Annotated in this window: 24 protein-coding genes; all 24 read right to left on the minus strand. The window is 45.5% G+C overall.

The features are described from left to right. Positions 1-71 precede the first annotated feature (71 nt). The 24 genes from proS to flhA all read right to left on the minus strand — a co-directional run bounded on the left by proS (position 72) and on the right by flhA (position 23,961). A complete protein-coding gene (gene proS, locus G9G57_RS21010) occupies positions 72-1,520 on the minus strand; it encodes a proline--tRNA ligase (RefSeq protein WP_016820978.1) in 1,449 nt (482 codons plus the stop codon). A 50-nt stretch (positions 1,521-1,570) separates the two neighbouring features. Beyond that, on the minus strand, positions 1,571-2,842 hold the full coding sequence (gene rseP, locus G9G57_RS21015; RefSeq protein ID WP_017427940.1) for an RIP metalloprotease RseP: 1,272 nt from the start codon (positions 2,840-2,842) through the stop codon (positions 1,571-1,573). A gap of 108 nt (positions 2,843-2,950) precedes the next feature. After that, the gene (locus tag G9G57_RS21020; RefSeq protein ID WP_038978128.1) at positions 2,951-4,090 is read right to left on the minus strand and encodes a 1-deoxy-D-xylulose-5-phosphate reductoisomerase; all 1,140 of its coding nucleotides are present in this window, start codon (positions 4,088-4,090) and stop codon (positions 2,951-2,953) included. Between the two features lie 145 nt (positions 4,091-4,235). Next, positions 4,236-5,027: a phosphatidate cytidylyltransferase gene (locus G9G57_RS21025; protein ID WP_164965505.1), complete on the minus strand. Its 792-nt coding sequence runs from the start codon at positions 5,025-5,027 to the stop codon at positions 4,236-4,238. 17 nt (positions 5,028-5,044) lie between these two features. Further along, entirely contained in the window at positions 5,045-5,812 is a 768-nt protein-coding gene (locus tag G9G57_RS21030; RefSeq protein ID WP_016820974.1) for an isoprenyl transferase, read from the minus strand. A gap of 85 nt (positions 5,813-5,897) precedes the next feature. Further along, positions 5,898-6,452, minus strand: a complete 555-nt coding sequence (frr, locus tag G9G57_RS21035; RefSeq protein WP_014599669.1) for a ribosome recycling factor — start codon at positions 6,450-6,452, stop codon at positions 5,898-5,900. Continuing rightward, on the minus strand, positions 6,452-7,180 hold the full coding sequence (gene pyrH / locus G9G57_RS21040; protein WP_013309918.1) for a UMP kinase: 729 nt from the start codon (positions 7,178-7,180) through the stop codon (positions 6,452-6,454). The genes frr and pyrH overlap by 1 nt, the downstream gene beginning before the upstream one ends. 120 nt (positions 7,181-7,300) lie before the next feature. After that, complete coding sequence (gene tsf, locus G9G57_RS21045) at positions 7,301-7,951, minus strand: translation elongation factor Ts (protein WP_013370709.1); 651 nt, start codon at positions 7,949-7,951, stop codon at positions 7,301-7,303. 132 nt (positions 7,952-8,083) lie between these two features. After that, positions 8,084-8,782 (minus strand): 30S ribosomal protein S2, encoded by a 699-nt coding sequence (gene rpsB / locus G9G57_RS21050; protein ID WP_013309916.1) that lies wholly within the window; start codon positions 8,780-8,782, stop codon positions 8,084-8,086. Positions 8,783-9,217: 435 nt separating this feature from the next. Beyond that, positions 9,218-9,535, minus strand: a complete 318-nt coding sequence (locus G9G57_RS21055; RefSeq protein ID WP_226888625.1) for a hypothetical protein — start codon at positions 9,533-9,535, stop codon at positions 9,218-9,220. A gap of 431 nt (positions 9,536-9,966) precedes the next feature. Continuing rightward, positions 9,967-10,614, minus strand: coding sequence for an endolytic transglycosylase MltG (locus tag G9G57_RS21060; RefSeq protein ID WP_164965506.1), 648 nt, complete (start codon positions 10,612-10,614; stop codon positions 9,967-9,969). Further along, positions 10,611-11,135 carry a DUF6115 domain-containing protein gene (locus G9G57_RS21065; protein WP_164965507.1) on the minus strand — a complete coding sequence of 175 codons (525 nt, stop codon included), beginning with the start codon at positions 11,133-11,135 and terminating at the stop codon, positions 10,611-10,613. Before G9G57_RS21065 ends, G9G57_RS21060 begins: the two co-directional genes overlap by 4 nt. 41 nt (positions 11,136-11,176) lie before the next feature. Then, positions 11,177-11,497, minus strand: a complete 321-nt coding sequence (locus tag G9G57_RS21070; RefSeq protein ID WP_017427934.1) for a hypothetical protein — start codon at positions 11,495-11,497, stop codon at positions 11,177-11,179. 81 nt (positions 11,498-11,578) lie between these two features. Then, the gene (locus G9G57_RS21075; protein WP_038978127.1) at positions 11,579-12,988 is read right to left on the minus strand and encodes a DUF342 domain-containing protein; all 1,410 of its coding nucleotides are present in this window, start codon (positions 12,986-12,988) and stop codon (positions 11,579-11,581) included. 44 nt (positions 12,989-13,032) lie between these two features. Next, positions 13,033-13,821: a FliA/WhiG family RNA polymerase sigma factor gene (locus G9G57_RS21080; protein ID WP_016820968.1), complete on the minus strand. Its 789-nt coding sequence runs from the start codon at positions 13,819-13,821 to the stop codon at positions 13,033-13,035. A gap of 14 nt (positions 13,822-13,835) precedes the next feature. Beyond that, positions 13,836-14,249 carry a hypothetical protein gene (locus G9G57_RS21085; protein WP_013370699.1) on the minus strand — a complete coding sequence of 138 codons (414 nt, stop codon included), beginning with the start codon at positions 14,247-14,249 and terminating at the stop codon, positions 13,836-13,838. Between the two features lie 2 nt (positions 14,250-14,251). After that, the gene (locus tag G9G57_RS21090) at positions 14,252-14,749 is read right to left on the minus strand and encodes a chemotaxis protein CheD (protein WP_010346358.1); all 498 of its coding nucleotides are present in this window, start codon (positions 14,747-14,749) and stop codon (positions 14,252-14,254) included. Continuing rightward, entirely contained in the window at positions 14,742-15,368 is a 627-nt protein-coding gene (locus G9G57_RS21095) for a chemotaxis protein CheC (RefSeq protein ID WP_013370697.1), read from the minus strand. The genes G9G57_RS21090 and G9G57_RS21095 overlap by 8 nt, the downstream gene beginning before the upstream one ends. Before the next feature lie 3 nt (positions 15,369-15,371). Beyond that, a complete protein-coding gene (locus G9G57_RS21100) occupies positions 15,372-15,833 on the minus strand; it encodes a chemotaxis protein CheW (RefSeq protein WP_013370696.1) in 462 nt (153 codons plus the stop codon). 62 nt (positions 15,834-15,895) lie between these two features. Next, complete coding sequence (locus G9G57_RS21105; RefSeq protein WP_016820967.1) at positions 15,896-17,992, minus strand: chemotaxis protein CheA; 2,097 nt, start codon at positions 17,990-17,992, stop codon at positions 15,896-15,898. Positions 17,993-18,025: 33 nt separating this feature from the next. After that, a complete protein-coding gene (locus G9G57_RS21110) occupies positions 18,026-19,570 on the minus strand; it encodes a chemotaxis protein CheB (RefSeq protein WP_164965508.1) in 1,545 nt (514 codons plus the stop codon). Positions 19,571-19,601: 31 nt separating this feature from the next. Beyond that, complete coding sequence (locus G9G57_RS21115; RefSeq protein WP_102997888.1) at positions 19,602-20,489, minus strand: MinD/ParA family protein; 888 nt, start codon at positions 20,487-20,489, stop codon at positions 19,602-19,604. Then, the gene (flhF, locus tag G9G57_RS21120) at positions 20,486-21,931 is read right to left on the minus strand and encodes a flagellar biosynthesis protein FlhF (protein ID WP_107734239.1); all 1,446 of its coding nucleotides are present in this window, start codon (positions 21,929-21,931) and stop codon (positions 20,486-20,488) included. The genes G9G57_RS21115 and flhF overlap by 4 nt, the downstream gene beginning before the upstream one ends. After that, a complete protein-coding gene (gene flhA, locus G9G57_RS21125; RefSeq protein WP_016820963.1) occupies positions 21,928-23,961 on the minus strand; it encodes a flagellar biosynthesis protein FlhA in 2,034 nt (677 codons plus the stop codon). Before flhA ends, flhF begins: the two co-directional genes overlap by 4 nt. Positions 23,962-23,981 lie beyond the last annotated feature (20 nt).

A 23,981-nucleotide genomic window follows, 5' to 3' on the forward strand; every position in this document is an offset into this window, starting at 1 on the left:
AATATTAATCCGTAACAGCTATTCCTGTTGGCGAAGAGAATGAAGTGAGTATAGGGTATTGCTCTTCTTTATTAGTACGCCCGTGCGAACACTACTGTATGCTTGGCTGGTTTGCCACAGCACAAACATGTTGTCTTTTGCTCGGTTGTTTTAAACGGTATGTTACGGCTTGTAGCGCCTGTCACTTCTTTAACTTTGTCTTCACATTCTTCAGATCCGCACCAACCAGCCAAAGTAAAGCCACGTTTCTCTTCCATGAGAGTCTTCATCTCATCCAATGTATCGACGGAATAGAAGTTTTCTTCCATGAAGTTCTTTGCACGGTCAAACATCTCTTGTTGTACCTGTGCGAGCATCGCGTGTACTTCTTCAAGCAGATTGTCCTGTTGGACAATCTTTTTCTCGCCGCTGATACGGGATACGAGCACACAGACACCGTTTTCCATATCACGAGGGCCGATTTCCAGACGAACCGGTACACCACGCATTTCATATTCATTAAACTTCCAGCCTGGACTTACATCGCTGCGGTCGTCCATTTTAACACGGACACCCGCTTGTTTCAACTCGGCAAACAATTCATCTGCACGAGCGATAACTGCATCACGTTTCTTAGGTGGTCCAATAGGAACCATAATAACCTGCGTAGGTGCCACCTTAGGAGGCAGTGCAAGACCACGGTCATCTCCATGGACCATAATCAATGCACCGATCAAACGTGTACTTGTTCCCCATGAAGTCGTATGCGCGAATTCCAGGTTGTTTTCACGGCTCAAATATTTAATGTCAAATGCAACGGCAAAATTAGTCCCCATATAGTGGGATGTTCCAGCTTGTACCGCTCGTCCATCTTTCATCATCGCTTCCAGTGAAAATGTATCCTTCGCACCTGCAAACTTTTCAGAAGGTGTTTTCTGTCCAGTAATAACCGGAATAGCTAGAACTTCCTCGATGACCTCACGATAAACTTCCAGCATTTTCATCGTTTCTTCACGTGCTTCTTCTTCTGTTTCATGTGCTGTGTGACCTTCTTGCCACAAAAATTCACTTGTGCGCAAGAAAGGCAACGTACGTTTTTCCCAACGCACCACATTAGCCCATTGGTTAATTAGCACAGGCAGGTCACGATAGGATTGAATCCATTTCGAGTACATATGACCGATCATGGTTTCCGAAGTTGGACGGATTGCAAGACGCTCTTCCAGCTTTTCCCCACCAGCCTCAGTCACCCATGGCAGTTCAGGATTAAATCCCTCCACATGCTCTTTTTCTTTTTGGAAAAAGCTTTCTGGGATAAACATTGGAAAATAAGCATTGCGATGTCCCGTTTCTCTGAAACGCACATCCATAGCTTCCTTAATGTGCTCCCAAATCTCAAAACCATCGGGACGGAATACAATACACCCGCGAACTGGCGAGTAATCCATCAGTTCTGCTTTTTTAATAACATCAATATACCATCGGGAAAAATCTTCGCTCTGCGGCGTGATTTCCTCGACAAACTGTTTATCGTTCGACATAGAAATGCATGTCCTCCCATACAGACCATTTTTATAATGACCGTCTCTAATTAACCATTAATTAAGCGTAAAATATCGTTATACGTGACCGCAATCATTAGCAGGAATAGCATAGCAAAACCAACGAAATGGACCATTCCTTCCCTGCTCGGATCAACAGGACGTCCTCTTACCGCCTCAACACCAAGGAAAACAAGTCTACTTCCATCCAACGCCGGAATAGGCAGTAGATTGAATATACCCAGATAAAGACTCATGATCGCAGTCCAATATGTCAACTGCTCAATGCCTTGCTTAGCGATTTGTCCCGTCACTTCAAAAGTACGTACGGGACCTCCCAGGTCATTGATAGAAAAGCGTTGGATAAGCTGGCTAAATCCCTGAAAAATAATGTCTGTCGTTCTGACCATGGATTGTCCGGCAAATTTGAATGTTTCCCCAACACCAGCTTGGCGTTTTGGAAGTTCAGGCACAATGCCCACCTTGCCACCCTTTTGTCCTTCCATTGCACGAGGTGTAATCGTAAGATCAAAGGTTTTATCATCACGGCGAACTGTCCACTTCATCGGCTTGTCTTGAGAATCCGCAATCAGTTTGATCATGTTTTCAACATTCGCACCAATTGCAACTCCGTTCACCGATTCGATGATATCTCCCTTATGCAAATCAGCTTCAGCAGCTGGCATACCTGCTGTAATTTCACTAATTTGGACATACGTCGGGTTGTCCACTTGTATGCCGACCATCTGGATGTGCAAACCAAACAGAATAAAGGCAAGAATAAAATTCATCAGGGGGCCAGCAAATATAGCCATCGCACGCTGTCCTACTGTTTTACTCCCATACTGTCGATCCTTCGGTGCAATTTGAATGGACTGTCCTTTGGTTACCATCATCGCTTGTGGGTGTACAGTGTATTGCTGATCTTCGCCATCCACATCCAATTTTACAGTTAACGCTTGTTCCAGATCAATCTCCAACACTTCACCGCGCACTACATTTTTGCGGTTATCCAGTTGGTCCAAATAGATGGTCTTAACGACGCCATCTGTCACGCGTACAGCAATCGTTTGTCCGGTTTCAATTTCATTGACCTCCGGATCTTCTCCCGCCATACGTGCAAAACCACCGAACGGCAGCAACCGTAGCGTAAATCGTGTCTCGTTTCTTTTATAAGAGAACAGTTTCGGACCGAAACCGATCGCAAACTCCCGTACCAGAATCCCGGCGCGTTTGGCAAAATAATAATGCCCCCATTCATGCACCGTCACTATGACGAAAAACATGAGCACCGTCATCAACACTATTTGAATCGTTTCCAATCGTTTCCGTTCCCCTTTCAATGAGATCGAGTTTGTCTTCCTAGATTATCATTATTCTCCGAACCCGCACAAGAGAATCATAATTCGTTTCTTGACCCCAACATTAACCTACAACTTCGAAGCTATACTACGAGTCTCGCGGTCACAAGTTTCAATCGCAGACAAATCAGGATCAGCCATATTGACATGCTGTTCTAGCACCTGTTCAATAATCGCTTCAATATGCAGAAAAGAAATTTCTCCACGTAAGAAACGAGCAACAGCAATCTCATTAGCAGCATTAAAAGCGGTCGGTGCTGTACCACCCATTTTACCACATTCGAAGGCAAGCCTTAAACAAGGAAAACGATTAAAATCCATTTCCTTAAAGTGGAGTTTGCCCACTTCAGCCAATGACAGAGGCTTTGCCGGAGACTTCATCCGCTCAGGATAAGTTAATGCATATTGAATGGGTACTCTCATGTCAGGGTTCCCAAGTTGAGCAACAATGCTTGTATCTTGAAACTCGACGTAGGAGTGAATAATGCTTTCCGGATGAAGCAGCACATGGATCTGCTCATAGCTAAGCCCGAACAACCAATGTGCCTCGATGACTTCCAGCCCTTTGTTTACCATCGTTGCTGAATCAATTGTAATTTTGGCCCCCATTGACCAATTAGGATGCTTAAGTGCATCTTCCACGGTAACTTCACGCAGCTGTTCTCTTGTCAAATCTCGAAAAGAACCGCCTGATGCTGTGAGGGTAATATGTGCCACATCTTTCATACGCTCACCATTCAAGCATTGGAAAATAGCTGAATGCTCACTGTCAATCGGCAGCAACGGCACTCCTTTCGCCCGAGCCCGCGCTGTGACCAGATGACCAGCCGTAACCAGTGTTTCCTTATTGGCCAAACCGATCTGTTTTCCAGCCTCAATCGCGGCCAGCGTGGAGTGCAATCCGACACTGCCCATTACAGCTGTCACAACCATATCCGCCTCTGTGTTCGCGGCCAGCTCAACGAGTCCTTCATTTCCCCAGTGTAGTTCGATTCCAGAAGGCAGTAAAGGACGAATTTCATCAGCTAACTGCTGAGTACCGACAGACACTTTTTTGGGATGATAGAGACGCGCTTGCTCAGCAAGCAACTTTATATTGGAGCCACCTGCTAAAGCCTCAACAGTGAACTGATCTGGGTGCATGGACACCACATCCAACGTTTGAGTTCCAATAGATCCGGTTGAACCAAGTACCGTAATTCTTTTCATGATGCACCTTCCTATCCTGAAAATCACTTTTATCAGGAGCTCATTGTTTGTTATCCAGGCAACTATGGAACTGATTCTATCCTTCTAATAGCGCAAGGCTAACAGTATAAAGGTTGATCCTCAGCATAAGTTGTAATCACCAGACTTATGGAAGCAGCATCAGCATATGTACAAATGGAAAAACGACAATCCAGCTGTCGCAGCGGTCTAGTATACCACCGTGCCCTGGCAGCAGATTACCAGAATCTTTGATGCCGTACACTCGTTTGTATGCAGATTGTACCAAATCGCCCAGTTGTCCCACAACAGCACATGACAAACCGATGCCGAAGGCTTTACCCCAGGGTAACAGTCCACCTGACAAACCAGCGAATACCAGAGCTATAACCAGCGCTAAAACAACTCCGCCAATGGACCCTTCGACCGTTTTATTTGGACTAATCGCAGGCCATAGCTTCGTCTTCCCTGCCATTTTGCCTACAAAATATGCCCCTGCATCGCTTGCCCAAATACAAGACAACAACAAAAAAGTCCATAACAGTCCATGTTCCATATGACGTGATTCCGCAATATACGAAAATCCAAATCCTATATATACAGTACCAAGAAATAGTATAGCTACCATTTGAATCGGGATTTTATTTTTCGTTCCTACTGTGATCATCATAAACACTATCATTACCAACCAGAGCAAACTGGCAAAGGGTAGCGGTGAATGCAAACCCAAAGGTTGATATGGGAATACAAATGCTAATATGCTTACGTAGCCAAGTATTGCTGTACCTCCAAAAGGAGATACCTGCGTCATTCGAGCGAACTCATAAAATCCGATTAGGGCCATCACCAATATAAGCAAATGGTAGGCCAAGCCGCCCCACAGGACCATTGCCAAAAAGAATATGCCTGCCAGAATACCGGTAATTAATCTCTGTCTCAACGGCTTTCATCCTCCATTTACTTCAGTCCGCCATACCGTCGTGATCTTTTCTGATATTCGATCACTGCTTCGTATAAGTGCTCTTTCTTAAACTCGGGCCAATAAATATCAGTAAACCACAGTTCACTATAAGCAAGCTGCCAAAGCATAAAATTACTGAGTCTAAGCTCCCCGCTTGTTCGAATCAATAAATCAGGATCTGGCATACCCGTAGAAAGCAACGTGTTGCCAATTAGCTCAGATGTTATATCTTCCGGCTTCAGCTTTCCATCCTCAATTTGACGGCCCAATGCTTGCATGCATTCTGTGATCTCTAACCGACTGCCATAATTTAATGCAAAATTAAGTACAAGTCCGGTATTATTTTCGGTACGTCGAGTCGCTTCAGTCAGCGCTTCAACGGTATGGGAAGGTAAATGCTCCTTGTTTCCCATCATACGCACTTGCACATTTTTTTCAACTAGCTCATCCAGCTCAATTGCCAAAAATTCTTGAGGCAGTTTCATTAGAAAATCAACTTCGTCCTTTGGACGTGTCCAATTCTCAGTTGAAAAAGCAAATAAAGTTAAATACTTAATACCCAGTTCATCCGCTGCAATTGCTGTGCGTTTCACTGCCTTCATTCCATTTTGATGCCCTACAATCCGCGGCATTCCAATCCGTTTGGCCCATCTGCCGTTCCCATCCATGATGACAGCAACATGCTGCGGAATATTGTCTTTTGAAATGGCCGGTGTTTGCTGTTTTTGTTCCCCGTTCCACCAAGACCGAACCCGTTTGATCATTCCAGTTCCTCCAGCATTCTCTGAAAATGTGCCTCAGGCTTGAAAAGAGACAAACCCCACCGTAAGGGAGGGGCTGCCAATCTTTTTAAACTTCCATAATTTCTTTTTCTTTTGCAGCTAAAACTTTATCTACTTCAGCGATAAACTTGTCAGTCGTCTTCTGGATATCTTCCTGATGCTTACGAGATTCGTCCTCGGAAATATCACTTTTCTCCATTTTTTTGATATCATCATTTGCATCACGACGAATGTTACGAATAGCGATTTTTGCTTCTTCACCGCTCTTTTTCGTCAGCTTCACCAAATCAGTTCTGCGCTCCTCCGTTAAAGCAGGAATACTCAGACGAATGGTGTTACCATCATTCGAAGGCGTCAAACCTAAATCTGATTTTTGGATAGCACGCTCGATATCAGCCAAAGAAGATTTGTCCCAAGGCTGAATCATCAAGGTCCGACTGTCAGGTGTATTGATATTCGCCAGCTGATTGACTGGAGTCATTGCGCCGTAATATTCAACCTGCACACGGTCCAGTAATGCTGGTGTTGCCCGTCCTGCACGCAAAGATGCAAGATCACGTTGCAATGCCTGGATTGCTTTTTGCATGCGCTCTTCAGCGCTCTTTTTCACAGATTGTGGCATTAATTTACACTCCCTTTGACGATCGTACCAATTTTTTCACCCAGTACGACACGTTTAATGTTACCTTGCTCTGTAATAGCAAAGACAATCAACGGAATATTGTTATCCATGCACAGCGAGGAAGCTGTAGAATCCATGACACCGAGATTTTTGTTAAGCACATCTAAATACGTAAGCTGCTCATATTTTTCAGCTGTGCTATCTTTAAACGGATCGGCGGAGTACACACCATCTACTTTATTTTTAGCCATCAGAATCACTTCTGCTTCAATCTCAGCGGCACGTAGAGCAGCTGTAGTATCAGTCGAGAAGAACGGATTACCCGTACCTGCAGCAAAAATTACGACCCGACCTTTTTCCAAGTGACGGATAGCTCTACGGCGGATGTAAGGTTCTGCAATCTGTTGCATCGCGATGGATGTTTGTACACGCGTAGGTACTTCAATTTGTTCCAAAGCATCCTGTAAAGCCAGTGAGTTCATCACCGTTGCGAGCATACCCATGTAATCTGCCGTTGCCCGGTCAATGCCATTGGCACTTCCAGCAATACCACGCCAGATATTACCGCCTCCGCACACAATAGCAACTTCTACTCCTAGTTCCACCACGTCCTTGACTTGCTCAGCAATCGACGCAATAGTATCCGCATCAATACCGTAACCGTTAGGACCTGACAGCGACTCCCCACTAACTTTCAGAACAACACGTTTAAACACAGGTTTTTCCAAATGATCACCCTCCAATTTCATATATTCTTTATGTAACAGGATAGGTGTCCTGTTGCAAGAAAAGGAACACCGATGTGTTCCATTTCTGTTTATTCATATGCAATTACCGATCGTTGGTAATTATTGTTTCACTTGAGACATAACTTCTTCGTAGAAGTTGTCTTCTTTTTTCTCCAGACCTTCACCCAGTTCGAAACGAACAAAGCGACGTACGGAGATGTTTTCACCAATCGTGCTGATTTTCTCGTTGATCAGTGTGGAGATTGTTTTGTCTGGATCTTTAATGAAAGATTGCTCCAGCAAGCAGAACTCTTCGTAGAATTTACCGATGCGGCCTTCAACCATTTTTTCAACGATTTTTTCTGGTTTTCCTTCGTTCAAAGCTTGTGCTTTCAGGATTTCTTTTTCTTTTTCAATCTCTTCCTGTGGCACTTCTTCGCGACGAACATAACGAGGGTTCGATGCAGCGATATGCATTGCAATGTCACGAACAAAATCTTTGAACTGGTCAGTTTTCGCCACGAAGTCTGTTTCGCAGTTTACTTCTACCAGTACGCCGATACGGCCGCCAGCATGGATGTAGGATTCAACAACGCCTTCAGTAGCAATACGGCCTGCTTTGTTGGCTGCAGCTGCAAGTCCTTTTTCACGTAGAACTTCAACCGCTTTTGTCAAATCACCATTTGCTTCTTCAAGCGCTTTTTTACAATCCAGCATTCCTGCGCCTGTTTTTTCACGAAGCTCTTTTACTGCGCTAGCATTAACTGCCATATTATTTCCCTCCAAATTTGATTTTCAGTGGTATATGCGAGCTTTATTCCTTAAAAAAAGGGTAGTGAGAGGTTTTCCACCTACCAACCACCCTTTTCATTTAATTCGTATAGATATTTCCGATTAGAAATATTATGCTGTAGTTTCTTCGCCTTGGTTAGCTTCCATAACTGCATCAGCCATTTTACCTGTCAGCAATTTAACAGCGCGGATCGCGTCGTCATTACCTGGGATAACATAGTCGATTTCGTCTGGATCGCAGTTTGTATCAACGATACCCACGATTGGGATACCCAATTTGCGAGCTTCAGCAACCGCGATACGTTCTTTGCGCGGATCAATGATGAACAGAGCACTTGGAAGGCCCTTCATGTTCTTGATACCGCCCAAGAATTTTTCAAGACGATCTTTTTCTTTGCGAAGAATGATAACTTCTTTTTTAGGAAGAACAGCAAATGTACCATCTTCTTCCCAAGCTTCCAATTGTTTCAAACGATCAATACGTTTTTGAATGGTTTGGAAGTTAGTCAGTGTACCACCCAACCAACGTTGGTTGATGTAGAATTGACCAGCGCGTGCTGCTTCTTCTTTAACAGAATCTTGCGCTTGTTTCTTCGTGCCTACGAACAGAATTGTACCATTCTCAGCTGCAATGCTTTTTACGAAGTTGTAAGCTTCCTCAACCTTTTTCACTGTCTTTTGCAAGTCAATGATGTAAATACCGTTTCTTTCAGTGAAGATATAACGATCCATTTTCGGGTTCCAGCGACGTGTTTGGTGACCAAAGTGAACCCCAGCTTCCAAAAGCTGTTTCATGGAGATTACTGCCATCTTCACGCACCTCCTAAGTTTGGTTTTTTTGTGTGTCCTCCGCCGACATCATTTTTTATAAAGACTTCCTATTGGAAGCACCCTTTATAAAATTAACCGACGTGCGTTTTTAACACCGTCAATTAATATACCATAACACTTGCAGCGTTGCAACCAGCTTTTCGACAATAATTGAAACGGTGTAAAAAGCAACCCGTACACTTCCATCTGCCTGGCTTCTTAGAAAAATGTTTGTGACAATAAAGTGTTAGACTCTCGCACCGCATTGAACGGACAGATAGTTCCAATATGTGCCCTGTTAGCCGCATCTGTTCAATATAGATGGCGCCATGCTGGGCGTACAGTAAAAAGCCATGACAGACTAACGGCCAAGGCTTTTTACACACGATCGAAATCGGTACCAATTCCCGATTAGTGCCCCATCATCGCTGGGTCCTAGCTGTCCCCGCCGACGGTACCTTCTTCTTCCTGCTGCTGCGGTTTACGCAGAAGGAGCGACAGAGCTACACCCGCAGTCGTTAGGCACGTGGGCAGGAAGAACGTATCGCCGTAACCCGCGACGTCAGCATTCAACGGATTCGCGTCCGCTCCCGCATTTGCGGTGTGGGAAGCGATTTGCGACGTCAGATAACCCGTCAGGCCTGCGACCGCGAACGAGAGGACAACTTGCTGAGCCGCTGTTGTCAATGGTGTGACTCGGCTCACCAGGCGGCGAGGCGCAGAGTTCAGAACATGCGTGTTGAGCGGCATCATGGAGAACCCCATTCCAAGACCCATGGTGCAGATGCATAGGATAATAACCCAGAGCGGAGAATCCACCGATATACGGGACAAGATGAATAGAGAAAATTAGGAATAGAATTGTTTTATTGTTTTTTTATTCATCAATGCCGCTATCGATTATTTCATAGCGTTAATTTGTGTTCAATTTATTTTATATCCCTCTCCGATAGATCTGAATATTGATCCAAATTGAGGATAGTTTTAACAATACACCGTGGTGCAATCCGCCAGGAGATGACCTTTGAATCCTTCAGGGGTCTTTTTATGTCCAACTAGCTCTGAATTGCAATAGGCTATGCTGTAAGCTATTGTGGGCGCTTCATACCCACTTTGAACTAAACAATAAAAATCACTTTCGTTCGCATCGAAAAAAATAAAAAGCCGTCCTCTTCCCGATTAGGTCAGTTGGACGGCTTTTTCGTTATTTTAGTAATAATAGAACTGAAATCCTCACCTTTAGCAAACTGATAGGTGCCTGTACGAATTTTGGTATTGATTTTTTGAGCCTTAGCTGCTGCCTCAAATGCACTAGCATCCGATACGACTCCTGCCCGTTCCAATCCAGATGCCACACTTCTTAAATTGCTCCCTGATGCAATGCTATATTGCACTTGTGGAGTGGCAGGCTGCTTGGGAATATTGGGAGTGGCTGTAGTGCCATCTCTTTGAGTTTCCGGCTTGTTCGGACTTTGTGGTACTGACGTGCTGGTCGAAGGCTTAGAAGCAGCCGAGGATGTGCTGTTTGCAGGTACCTTAGGTGTTGAAGGCGTTTGAGCTGGTTTAGCCTTTTGAGGTGCAACTGGAGTCTTGTTGCCTTCCTTGATCAGCTTATTACGCCATTCCTCTTCTGTCATTTTCGGATCAGAACTGTCACTGATCTGAAGATTTAACTCGGCTGCTGCCTTTTCTAGTTGTTCTCGCGTCATGTTTTTCGGGTCTGCCGAAGATTGCTGCGACTGCCCCTGACCAATTATTGCCAGCTGCAGCAGCAATGCCCCCATGATAAGACCAGTACCCATGCCTAACATAAATGAGCGGTTTTTGATCATGTCACATCCTCCCGTTCCGCGAGTTGTAATATGAGCTGTACTTCGCCCCGCTGGATGCCTGATTGCTTAGCTATATAATCCACCGACTTGCCTTGCTCATGCATCGCGAACAACTCTTGATAACGATCTCGGATGGACTCTTGTTCCTGCTCAGTTTGAGGCTCTTGCAATGCCGTTTGCTCCTCTAAAGTTACAAAAGAAGCTTCTGAATCTGAGATTGGCATAGAGACGGTAGCAAGCATTGCCTGACGCTCAAGCTCCACAATACGATTCCGAAGCTCAGCTACTTGCTCCTGTAATGCTGCCTGCTTAACCGCATGCTCCTGCTTCATACCAGATACGAGTTCAATCAGCTCGTCATTATCGTTTTCAATATCGGCCATATATTGCTCCAATGTAGCCTCAACCTTTTGAACGACGGCCTCTTCTGTTCCCCGGCTTGGCTGGCGCTTTGGCAGAAGCCAGGCGTAGACAACAGCTGCGGCTCCCAGCAGAACAATATAAATCCATGGTTGATCCACTGCCCATCGTCTCCTTTTATAACGCTTCTCCACCCATTGGATCAGAGCGAAAAATCAATATGATGTCCCTTATACGGATGCTCTGCCGGATGCTCCTTAGGCAGCTCAGTCTCATCTGAGCGAGAGCGGCTCTGCTGGGAAGAATCTTTGCTCTGCTCACCTGTTTGCCTCTCACCGACGAATGTTTCCGCAGACTGATCTATGGCACTGCTTCGCTGACGCATGTTCTCCGTCTCCAGCGCAGTCTTTTGTCCAAGTAATGCCTGGTCATTCATTGGCCGCTGCTGGGACTCACTATGGTATTTGCCTGCTTCACTGGTGCGAGGTACAGCAATTTGCAATTCAACAGCCTTCAAGCTCATGGGACCACACCCTTTCCGATTGGGCATCCGTATCAGACTACCGAGAAATATAATAAATTGAATTATTATCAGTGTAATGAATTACATGTAGGAGGACATGCTGATATCTCCCTCATGATAATAAAACGCCATTCTTTCCACAGAATCTTTAATAAATTTTGTATATCTGCCGATAACTATCTTAGAGCCACCATAAATTACATTTTTCACTTCTACCCGGGCGCGGCTCGTATCTTCTAATGTTCGTTCTATTTCAAGCATTCTGGACTTAGTTTCCAAAAGTTCCTGTTCATTAGATTTTTTAGTAGATGTCAGCTTGATTCGCATAGCCATTCTGTCAGGTGCGAGCTGTCCAGCAGCCGCTAGCTGATCCAATATTGTAAGAGCTTTGTTCGTTTTATCCTGGCTGTCTGTCTGTTGCTTCAACCGTGCGCGAAGTTCTGTCAGTTCATCACGCAGTTCGGGAAGCACACCCACTTCAATATTAGTAGCTGTGGACATCGTGTTACCGACGGTACGAGCCACTACCTTTTTACCAGCTTGTACACTGCCACCTACGATAAGCCCTTTTGTGCCTTCGCAGATTACATTATTACTCGCTTTGATCTGGGAATGCATGATGCTCTGGGATACAAGCACATCGGCTCCCGCGATCACGTTACCATCTTGTATAAACGAGCATTTCACATTTTGTGCAGCTTTCACAAATCCTTTATGGTATCCGATAATACCGCCGCTGATTTCCACTGAACCATCTGCCTCAATTTCAGCGCCTTCCACACCGCCAATGACACGAATGTCACCAGCCGCCCGAACGCGAAAACCGGTCAAGACATTCCCGCGAATGACGACGGTTCCAACAAAATCAATGTTACCGACGCTATAATCGACATCCCCATTCACTTCATACACAGGGAACACATTAAGCTTGCCCTTTTCAGTTGTAGTCACTAAACCATCAATAGCCGCATACATCGCAACGCCTTCCGGATGGATCACTACATTTTTTCCAACTTTAAAGCGTGCCTCTTTACCTGGAAGAAAAGGAATTTCCTCTCCGGTTACAGCAATCCCTGGTGCACCTGGCAGAGGATCCACACGTTCGGCAATCAGTTGTCCACGTTTTACATTTCTTAGACGAGTTAATTCTTTATAATCTACCCGTCCATCCACAGTTTCAAGTGGCTTATGTGCATCTTCACCGGTCACAATATCGGCCAGATTAATTTTTCCGTCTGTACCGTGGATCGGCTGCTTTCCCTGAGCAATCAGTAATTTCCCGAAGAAATGATCTTCCGGATTTGCCGCAAATGTGCGGATTGCATCGGTAATTACACCGTAGGATATTTTTTGGTTGCTTAGAAAACGTTCTAATTCTTCCACAGAACAGGCAAAGCCTTCTTCACGTTTGGCAAACTCCAAGTAGGCGGATTGTTTGTCAGGTGAGACAACCACTTTTAAAAACTGATCCAAAGCATACTGCTTCTCCACATGGGTGCTCCTTCCGTCTAACTGTTACTGTAACCTCCCGTACGTTAATCTTTACGCATTAGCAAATCCCGTTGTTTGTCCAGTGTCGCTCTCAGACGTAATATTGCTTTGGAATGCAACTGAGAAATTCGCGAAGGAGAAAGTGACATGACCTCAGCAATTTCGCTGAGTGACAAATCCTCGTAATACAATAAAGAAACAACGATACGCTCTTTTTCAGTTAATTTATCAATGCCTTGTGCCAAGGCATCACGCAGTGTAAATTCATTGACCTTATGATCTGGATTTTTCGCCTTTTCATCTACCAACAAGGAAAGCCGTGTTTCCGACTCTTCTTCGCGGATCGGGTCCTCCAGTGAGACAATCGACATTACAGCGACCTCTTGGATCATACTTTGAAACTCTTTCTCGGAGACGTCCAAATAATGACTCATCTCTTCGTCGCTTACTGTGCGTAAATACCTTTGTTCTAAATGCTGGTAGGCGTCTTCGATTTTTTTCGCTTTTTCCCTAACTGAACGAGGAACCCAATCTCCTTGACGAAGACCATCCAAAATTGCTCCGCGAACACGCCAAGAAGCATAAGTCTCAAACTGCAAACCACGCTCATAATCAAATTTCTCTAAAGCATCAATCAAACCCATAACACCGTTGCTCGCCAGATCATCCTTGGATACATTTTTAGGTAAGCCTACTGCAAGACGACCCGACACATATTCCACAATATGGAGATACTTTTCAATTAACTGCTTTTTTGCTTCCTTGTCACCGTGTTCTTTCCATTGTTCCCACAGCTCGGAATGGTTCAAATGAGCGGCTTTTCGCTCGTTCATCGGCTTCACCCTCCTTATTTGTCTGTCAGGTGACGAACGGCCTTGGCCAATTCTTCAGGGTCCTTGTTGGAAACCAGCTTGGGTGGGTTTAAAGGTGCAAAACCATTATTCCCCTCGTCCGTCTGCTCTGGTTTCGGTTTCAGCAATTCATTCAGGTTTTCATTTTCGTCTGGTGTCGTCAGGTCCAGATTTCCCCCTACGCCATCTACCTGAGAGCTTGCCCGGTCTTGGGCATTACCCAGATCTGGCCGCGCTACCACACCCAGTGTCCAGCGCAGCACAAATGCAAGTAGGAACCAAAAAACGAAGGCGATTAAGCCACGAATTAAGCTCGTGGTCAGCAGATTGCTGCCAACGGACAACACAAAAGTCAGAATAAATCCGACTACTCCAGACCAAAGATTAATGCGTAAGCTACCAAATAACATGTTTATAATTCCTTTACACCTTTTTGTACGCTTCGAATATTCAAAACGCCAGTTTCAGAGTCCAACTCAATCGTTCGTCCATAATTGCCACCCGTATCTTCCGCAATTAAAGGAATGCCCAGATCTACAAGCATTTCCTTGCACGATTCTACATTGCGCGGGCCAATCCGCATGGTGTCTCCACTACCTGCAAAGGCAAACATCTGCGCTCCTCCTGCCATTTTGGCAATCAGTCTGCGCCGTTCAGCACCCAGTTTCAACATTCGTTCAAATAACTCTGGCAGTGCTGTATCCGCATATTTGGCAATATTCAACTGCCCTTCACGCGCAATATCCGAGGACGGTAACATCACATGTGCCATGCCTGCCAGTTTCAAATGAGGATCATAGAGGGTCAATCCGACGCAGGAGCCAAGCCCTGTCGTGCGAATCGAGTTCGGGTTGCTGGTAACATTTAAATCTGCCATGCCGACTTTAATGATGCTTTTATCCTCAATCATCGTTCATCGGGACTCCTAACGACCTAAAGATTTTCCCGAACGATTCTGGATCAGGAATCAGGAAAAATTGACCCTCAATATGATTCTGCCCTTCCAGAAACGATGTGTCAATCAATAAAGCAGCATCCCCCATCTGCCCAAACTGCAGCAGTCCGTAGCTGAGAATAGCTCCTGCCATATCCAGTGCCAGCGCAGGGACTGTTGGATACATGGATAAACGTGTGAAATCCGCCAACGAAGAAAGGTAGGAGCCTGCTAAAATGTTACCGATCTCCGACAGAGCTGAATGCTCCATTTCGTTAAAGCTATCCTCGTCATCCGAAGGAATATTCGCCAAACGGGAAAGTAAGCTTTTCGCCGCCTGAGGTTGCAATATGAAGAATAGATTACCAGGGGCTTCCCCTTCGACTCTAAAAAATATTGCAACAACAAGTTGTTCATTTCCGCCGACTTTGTCCGCAATTTCCTCAAAGGGCAGCATTTGCACTTTGGGCACACCCATATCGACTGGTTTATTGAGAAGCCGGGAGAGCGCTGTAGCAGCGTTCCCCGAGCCAATGTTGCCGACTTCTTTCAATACATCCAACTTGAAGTCTTCGAGATTTCCCAGATTCTCCATATATTAATCCTCTAAACCTTCCAGTTGGTTCATTTCGCTACGGTTCAAAACTTCGGACAAGTTCAGCATAATCAACAGACGTTCTTCACCAATTTTAGCAACTCCGCGAAGATATTTAGCCTTAACACCGCCAACCACTTCCGGTGGTGTCTCAATGTTGTCAGTATTCAGGTCAATAACATCATTCGCTGAATCCACGATAAAGCCGACTTGCATCTCGCCCACAGCAACGATAATAATACGTGTTTGATCGGTATATTCAGCTTCTGGTAATCCAAAACGGCCACGAAGATCAATAACCGGAATAACCACGCCTCTCATGTTGAATACACCTTTAACAAAATCGTAAGTTCTCGGAACCCGTGTAATCGGCACCATGCGTTCAATAGATTGGACTTTTTCTACTTCAACACCGTATTCCTCTTCACCAAGCTTAAATACGATAACTTTAATTTCTTCTCCCATGTTTAAAAACCCTCCTTATTGATGTCCGCAATCTCATATTTCTTTTATTTTTAATGAAGACATTATTTAATGAAAACATTCGGGTCAATGATCAAAGCAACCTGACCGTCACCCAGAATCGTGGCACCTGAAATTCCTTGGATGTTTGGAAGATACTTGCCCAGATTTTTAAGGACGATTTCACTTTGTCCCAAAAAGTCCTGTACGGAAAGAGCTGCCAGACGGTCTCCCTTACGGATGACCACGACCTCTGTCTCTTCTTCTTCATCTTCGTTGAAGTCCGGTACCTCAAACAGCTGACTCAAGGAGATAAGCGGGATATGAGAATCGCGGAAAGCAATCATCTTATTGCCATGCACAGAACGGATTTGCTTACGCTTGACGATCGCAGTTTCCACAATGGAAGACAAAGGAATCGCATATTTTTCAGAACCGATCTGTATCATCATGGCTGCAATAATGGATAGAGTCAACGGTAATTGTACAGAGAAATTAGTGCCCTGGCCCAATGTGGAGTGAACCGTAACATTACCACCCAAAGCGGTAATTTTAGATTTAACAACATCCAGACCGACACCGCGTCCTGATACGTCTGAAATGACTGCAGCTGTACTAAAGCCCGGAGCAAACAATACTTGATAAGCTTCCTCGTCGGTCATGGAAGCTGCTTGTTCTGCTGTCAAAATCCCTTTGGAAATAGCACTGTTTAGTACCTTTTCACGGTTAATCCCGTTCCCATCATCCTCAATCTCGATAAATACGTTATTACCGCTATGAAAAGCACGCAGTTGAACGGTTCCAGTTTCTGGTTTACCAGCTGCAATCCGGTCGGCTACCGACTCGATGCCATGATCCACGGAGTTACGTAGCAAATGCACCAGAGGATCACCAATCTCGTCGATAACCGTCCGATCCATTTCAGTCTCTGCTCCAGTAATAACCAATTCCAGTTTTTTATCCAGCGACTTGGCCAGATCGCGAACCATACGCGGGAAACGGTTGAAAACAGTATCTACAGGTACCATCCGCAATTTGAGAACAACATTTTGCAAATCACTGCTCACACGACTCATATGCTCAACCGTTTCCGTCAGTGCTGGATTGGAAGCCTCACTGGCTAACTGTTCTAAGCGCACACGGTCAATGAGCAACTCGCTGAATAAATTCATAAGTACATCCAGACGTTCAATATCTACGCGAATCGTACGGTTGTGCGTAGGAGCAGCCGCCTTGGCTGCTGGCGCTTTACCTGCAGCTGGCTTGGCAACAGAGGCCGCAGCTGGAGACTGCGGCTGAGATGGAGCGGGTGGCTGCACGGCAACAGCTGCTTCCTGTACCGCCGCTGTCTCAGCAAGTCCAGCAGTAACTTCGCTCATTTGTTTAAGCGATTCCTGATCCAGTTGTACCACTGAGACCGTGTCAATTTCAGAGATACCCGTGATTTCCTTTTCCAGCTCCCCAACTTCTTTCTGCGTTATGTAATATAACGAGAAGCTTTGTTCGAATTTTTCCTGCTCGATATCCTGTACGGACGGATAGGCCTTGACGATTTCACCAGAGTTTTCCAGTGTGTTGAATACCATAAAGGCACGTGCCGCCTTCAGCTGGCTCTCTGAACTGATTGTTACCTGTATATAGTGAACACGATGCCCTTCAGAAATCGATTGCTCCAGTACAGAATACTGGAATTGGTCCAAAACCAATCCAGCACTATCGTTAGTGCCTGCTTTTGTAGAAGGAGACTCTTCAGTGGCAGCATTTGAGCCGGACTTTAGGAAATCCCCGCTCACGATAGATTGCAATGAAGATACAATAGAGGAGACATCCGCTTTTCCATCGCCTCCCTCTGTAATGTGCTGCACCATGGATTCCAGGGCATCCAAACCTTTAAATAAGGTATCGAATATAAATTCATGCATCGCCAGCTTGTTGTTACGTACCAGATCAAGAACGTTTTCCATTTGGTGAGTGAGCGATGCCAGGTCTTCAAACCCCATCGTAGCAGCCATTCCTTTGAGGGTATGGGCAGAACGGAAAATCACCTGAACGATGCCTAGATCGGTTGGGTTGCTTTCCAGTTGAAGCATATTTTCGTTAAGAGATTGCAGATGATCATTCGACTCATCAATAAACATGTTTAAATATTGGTTCATGTCCATTGTGAGACACCTCCTCCATGAGTTACACTCCGATTATTTCACAACTTGTACAAGCTTGGGGGCGATCTCCTGCATTGGCAGAAGGTGGCGCACACATTTTAATTCAACTGCTGAGCGGGGCATTCCGTACACTACACAAGTCTCCTCATTTTCAGCAAATGTGGATTGAACCCCAGCGTCATAAAGCTTTTTCATCATTTTAGCCCCGTCGCTACCCATTCCAGTAAGCAATACTAGATGTCTTTCCAGCGCGGTTAAAGAGAGCAGCGATTCGAACATCGTATCTACAGAAGGACGGTGACCATTGCGAGCCTCCTCCATCTTCAGTGACACCGTGTATTTACCACCGGCTCCAGGCACAATTCTTAGCTGATATCCCCCTGGTGCGATGTAGGCTGTTCCCGTCTCTAGCGTCATCCCCTGCTCAGCCTCCACAACGCGTAGTGGACTCAACGTGTTCAAACGTTGTGCTAGCGAACGAGTAAAGTTTGGTGGCATATGCTGAACGATAACGATTGGAGCTGGAAAATCCCCAGGAATGCGCTCCAACAGGGTCTTAAGAGCCCGTGGTCCGCCAGTAGAACATCCGACCGCCACCAGTTTTCGAAAGCTGGACGTATGCACACCTTTTTTAAGTGACAATCCCTGTGGTGCAGCTGGACTTGTAGGTGCTGTTACTGGAGGCGTTGCAGCCGCAGGAGCGGAAGAAGCTGATGAAGTTACCGTCTTCCGTGACTCCGGCTTGACAAGCCCTGCTTTATCCTTACCCTGTATTGATTTGCCAGCAGCCGGATCAGAGCTCTTCAGCTGTCCCGACGTTATTCCCGTACTCATGGACAAGTCTTCTTTTTTCTGCACATGAGGTGCTTGCACTGGTTTCCTTGGCTGAACAGCTGGCTTGTCTATGCGGCCACCTGTAGCAGATGTTCGAGACAGCTGCTTTTTAGTTTCCTGCTTGGCAGCTGTTGGGACGGACTTCCCAGCATCTTTCTTTGGTTGAGCCGATGCAGCAGGTGGAGGAGCAAGCGGAACAACAGGAGGCTTGTCTGCCGAAGCTTGACTTCCAGCTCGTTTCTCAGCCGCAGCCTGTCCAGGTGGCTTTTCCATTGGCGTTTTTTTCGCTTGTTCCATTGCAGCTTTGCGCTCATTCGCTTCCTTGCGCTCCAAGCGGCTGCGTACTGCTTGCATAGCAGTATGCATCTGTTCGAGCAACGCCTTGCTCACCTGCTCAATATCTTGCGCATGAGCAATGGAAGGCTTTCTTATAAAATCGAAAGCTCCTGCCTCCAGAGCCATGATGGTCTCCTTCATGCCTTGTTCATTAATGCCTGACAACATAATGACAGGTAGCGGATGGGCTGCCATAATCAGTGGCAACGCTTCAAGACCATTCATTTCAGGCATTTCGACATCCATGGTGACCAAATCAGGCTGCAATTCTTTCACTTTCTCTACAGCCTCTCTGCCATTGGCGGCTGTACCTACGATGTTGAACGACTCATCCCTTACAATAAGATCTGTAATAATTTTGCGCATAAAGGCCGAATCATCTACAACCAGCACCCGGTAAGCACACATGTTAAACACCCCTGTTTCCTCTCATCAAAAATCAATGCATAGAACGCCGCAACCATTTTTGCATAAATCCTTTGATTCCACTCAATGCACCTGGTTGTGGAACCTGTGGCATTGCTGCAAAACGGTGTGCCAGATTCAGTACATCTTTTGAAGCCGCGCATCCCGGAAAAGCAACCATAAAAGGTACTTGTCTTTTGACTGCCTGCATGACATGAGTATCATCACTGATATGTCCAAGCAGCGGGATTTCAATCTCCAAAAAGCGTTTCGCAACAAGTGCGATCTTATCGGCAACTTGACGGGCCTCATTATCGTTATCGGCACGATTGACTATAATTTTGAATACCGTATCTTTCTGCAACCCGTTGACGACTTTAATTAGTGCATACGCATCTGTTAAGGACGTCGGTTCTGGGGTGGTTACTACCATACATTCGTCAGCTGAAGTGATGAATTTAAGATTTTCTTTGGATAAACCTGCACCTGTATCAAAAAGAATATAATCCATGTCTGCTGCCATTTTTTCTACTTCTTCGGCAAAATAATTCAGATTCTCATCTGATAACGCAAACAGTTCGCTTAAGCCTGAGCCTCCAGCAATATAAGGCAAACCACCTATACCCGTTTGAATAATCTCATCAATTGATTTTTCACGTTTTAACAAGTGAAGAAGATTGTATTGTGAATGGGCCCCCATCAACACATCAATATTAGCCATACCGATGTCAGCATCAAACACAAGTACCTTTCGACCAAGTGATTTCAGGGCCAATGCAAAGTTCAGCGTAAAATTGGATTTGCCCACCCCGCCTTTACCACTGGTGATCGTTATAATTTTTGCGTGACGATTACGTGGGGGTAATCGATACTTATCCAAGGATGAAGCCATTTGTCTAAGTGATTGGGCTTGATCACTCATATGGAATCTCCGTTAACTCCTGACGATACTTTGGCTCCAAGTAGCATATTTGTCACCATTTCTGCATCGGGATGAAGCAGGTCGTCAGGAACATTTTGTCCATTCGTAATATAGGCCAACTGCATCGGAAACTGGTGTAAAAGATTAAACATGCCGCCACAACTGCCCGTCTCATCCATCTTGGTAAATACAACCTTCCCAAGACCAAACTTACTGAAATGTCCAGTTATATTGAGCATATCCCTGCTTTTGGATGTCAGGCTGAGTACCAGATACGTCTCACTTTCATTAATAGGTGAAAGCAGACTTTGCAGTTCTGATACAAGCAGTTCATTACGATAATTTCGCCCTGCAGTATCCATGAGGATCAAGTCACAATGCTCCAGACGTTGAATAGCCCTTTGGACGTCACCGGGAGATTGCACAACTTCAAGCGGTACATTCAAAATCGTAGCATATGTACGCAGTTGCTCGACGGCTGAAATCCGGTACGTGTCAGAAGTAATAAATCCAACTTTGCGATGATGTTTGAACAACTGTTCCGCTGCCAACTTCGCAATGGTTGTCGTTTTTCCTACTCCGGTAGGTCCTGCAACATACACAATTTTGGTATCTTGGGAGATCCCTTTATCCAGTCTTGTCTGTATAAAACTGGTCACTTCCTCACGAAAGGCTTGTTCCCAATCAAAAGTTTCAGGCGCAAAAGGATGCTCACTTCGACGCACATGTACCTGTTCGATCCAGTATTCCAGTAAATCACGTTCCACTTCCTGTTCCAACACATGCTCACAGATCTCATGTAGCGCCTCAGGCCAAGTACTTTCCATTGAAGAGTTTCTGGAGAATCGAGTCATCATCGCTTTCATTTCCCGCAATTCATTAAGCAATGCCTGATTTTCCTCAGCTCCACTCTTGTCTGGAACACTTGCTTCGATTGGCCGTTTATGCAGCTCACTGGATGATTTCAGGTTCGAAAGCAATACTTCTTGATCAAATGCCTGAGATAGAGTCTCTAGGTTATTAGCAGACCTTGGCGACAAATGCTCCGTTGCTGATGCAACTTGTTCTGTATTAACCGTTAAATCAGCTTGTTCTTCTTTGGAACTACCGGTTATCTGTTGTGTAACCCGCCGATAAGCTTCTGGAGCTGCTTGTCTGGGGACTACAGGTACTGATGGTTTTTCCAGCTTCTCAAGGGTGCTCATTAGAGGCGAAGCAGCCCGGGCAAGCTGGTGTGACGAGCGTTCAGTCCGCCGAGACTTTTGAGGTTGCTGCTCCTCAACTGCAGCAACCACTTCAATTTTCTTTTTACTGAACATCCCCATAAAACCGCCGACCTTCACTTCCTTGGTACTTAAAATGACGGCATCTGTTCCTAAGTCACCCCTGATTTGCAGCATGGCTTCTGGCATGGTATCCACTAGATATCGTTTCACTCTCATAAGTTCACCACCCCGACACTTTGAATTTCAACGTTCGGCTCCAGCTCACTGTACGACAGCACCGGGACATCCTGCATCGTCCGCTCCATCACTTGCCGCAAATACATACGTATTGTCGGTGACGTTAACACAATAGGCTGCTGTCCCGATTGAATAAGACGGTTGATTTGCTCCATCATCCTTTGATACACCGTTTGCGTTGACACCGGATCAAGAGCCAAATAGCTACCTTGCTCCGACTGCTGCACGCTCTCAGCAATTTTCTTCTCCAATCCTGGTCCCACGGTAATAACACGCAACGTTTCTCCCTGCTGTGCAAATTGCTGCGTAATCTGACGTGATAACGCTTGACGAACATATTCAGTCAGCACGTCTGGATCTTTTGTATAAGTACCATAGTCAGCCAGCGTCTCGAATATAGTCACCATGTCGCGAATAGAGATTTTTTCTTTCAACAGCTTGGCCAGCACTTTTTGTACGTCCCCAATCGCAAGCACAGAAGGAATAAGGTCGTCCACCAGCACTGGATAATTCTCCTTGAGATTGTCAACCAGCGAACGTGTTTCCTGTCTGCCAAGCAACTCATGGGCATGCTTCTTAATCGTCTCTGTTAGATGAGTAGCTACAACTGAAGGTGGATCAACCACTGTATAACCTGACAGTTCAGCAACATCCTTCGTGTTCTCGTCAATCCAGAGCGCAGGCAATCCGAAGGCCGGTTCTGTCGTTTCAATCCCTGTAATGGAGTCGTCGTCGTATCCCGGACTCATAGCCAGATAATGATTCAACAACAGTTCTCCACCGCCTACTGTATTGCCTTTAATTTTAATTACATATTCGTTAGGCTTGAGCTGAATGTTGTCCCGAATACGAATAACCGGCACAACCAAACCCAGCTCCAAGGCGCATTGACGGCGAATCATAATAATCCGATCCAGTAGATCACCGCCTTGCTGTGTATCCGCCAACGGAATCAACCCGTACCCAAACTCAAATTCAATCGGATCTACTTGAAGCAAATTAATGACACTTTCCGGACTACGCACCTCTTCGATTTGTTGCTCCTCCTCCAGCTGTTCATCAGCAATTTGCTTGCGTTCCATATTGCCCTGCATTCTTCGGGCTGCAAAAAACAATAGAATCGCAAGTGGAAGAGTTGTAATAATATGAATAGGTGTGAAAAGGCCCAATAATGCAATGGTGGCAGCCACTATGTAGATCAATTTTGGATATGAAAAGAGCTGTCCGGTTAAATCCTCTGCCAAGTTGCCATCCGACGTAGCCCGCGTAACAATCAAGCCTGAAGCCGTGGATATGAGCAGCGCGGGAATCTGGCTGACCAATCCATCACCGATCGTGAGAACAGAATACGTTGACAGCGCTTCTTGAAATCCTTTTCCCTGAACGGCCATACCGATAATAAAGCCGCCCACCAGGTTAATGATCAAAATGATAATACTGGCGATCGCATCGCCTTTAACGAATTTACTCGCACCATCCATAGCTCCGTAAAAATCCGCTTCCCGTTCGATTTTACTGCGTCGTTCACGGGCTTGCTGCTCATTAATTAGACCTGCATTCAAATCAGCATCAATACTCATTTGTTTACCTGGCATCGCATCCAATGTAAACCGGGCGCCCACCTCTGCTACCCGCTCCGATCCTTTGGTAATAACAATGAACTGTACGACCACAAGAATGAGGAAGACAACAAAACCGACGGCAATTTGGCCGCCTGCAATCCAGCTACCAAACGTAGCAACTACTTCGCCGGCATGACCCTCACCTAAAATAAGTTTGGTCGTAGAAATGTTGAGCGCCAAACGAAACAACGTTGTAATGAGCAGCAATGAAGGAAAGATAGAGAACTGTAAAGCTTCCTTCGTGTTCATTGAAACAAGTAGAATCATCAAAGCAATAGAAATATTAATGACGAGCAGAATATCCAGCAGCCATGAAGGGATCGGGAGAATCATCATAAGAACGATACCGATGACGCCTGCAAGGACGGTTATTTCTTTTATTTTCACGGGTCTCTTGGCCTCCGATC

It is taken from the genome of Paenibacillus sp. EKM211P (genome assembly GCF_011066175.1).
Taxonomy (GTDB): domain Bacteria; phylum Bacillota; class Bacilli; order Paenibacillales; family Paenibacillaceae; genus Paenibacillus; species Paenibacillus polymyxa.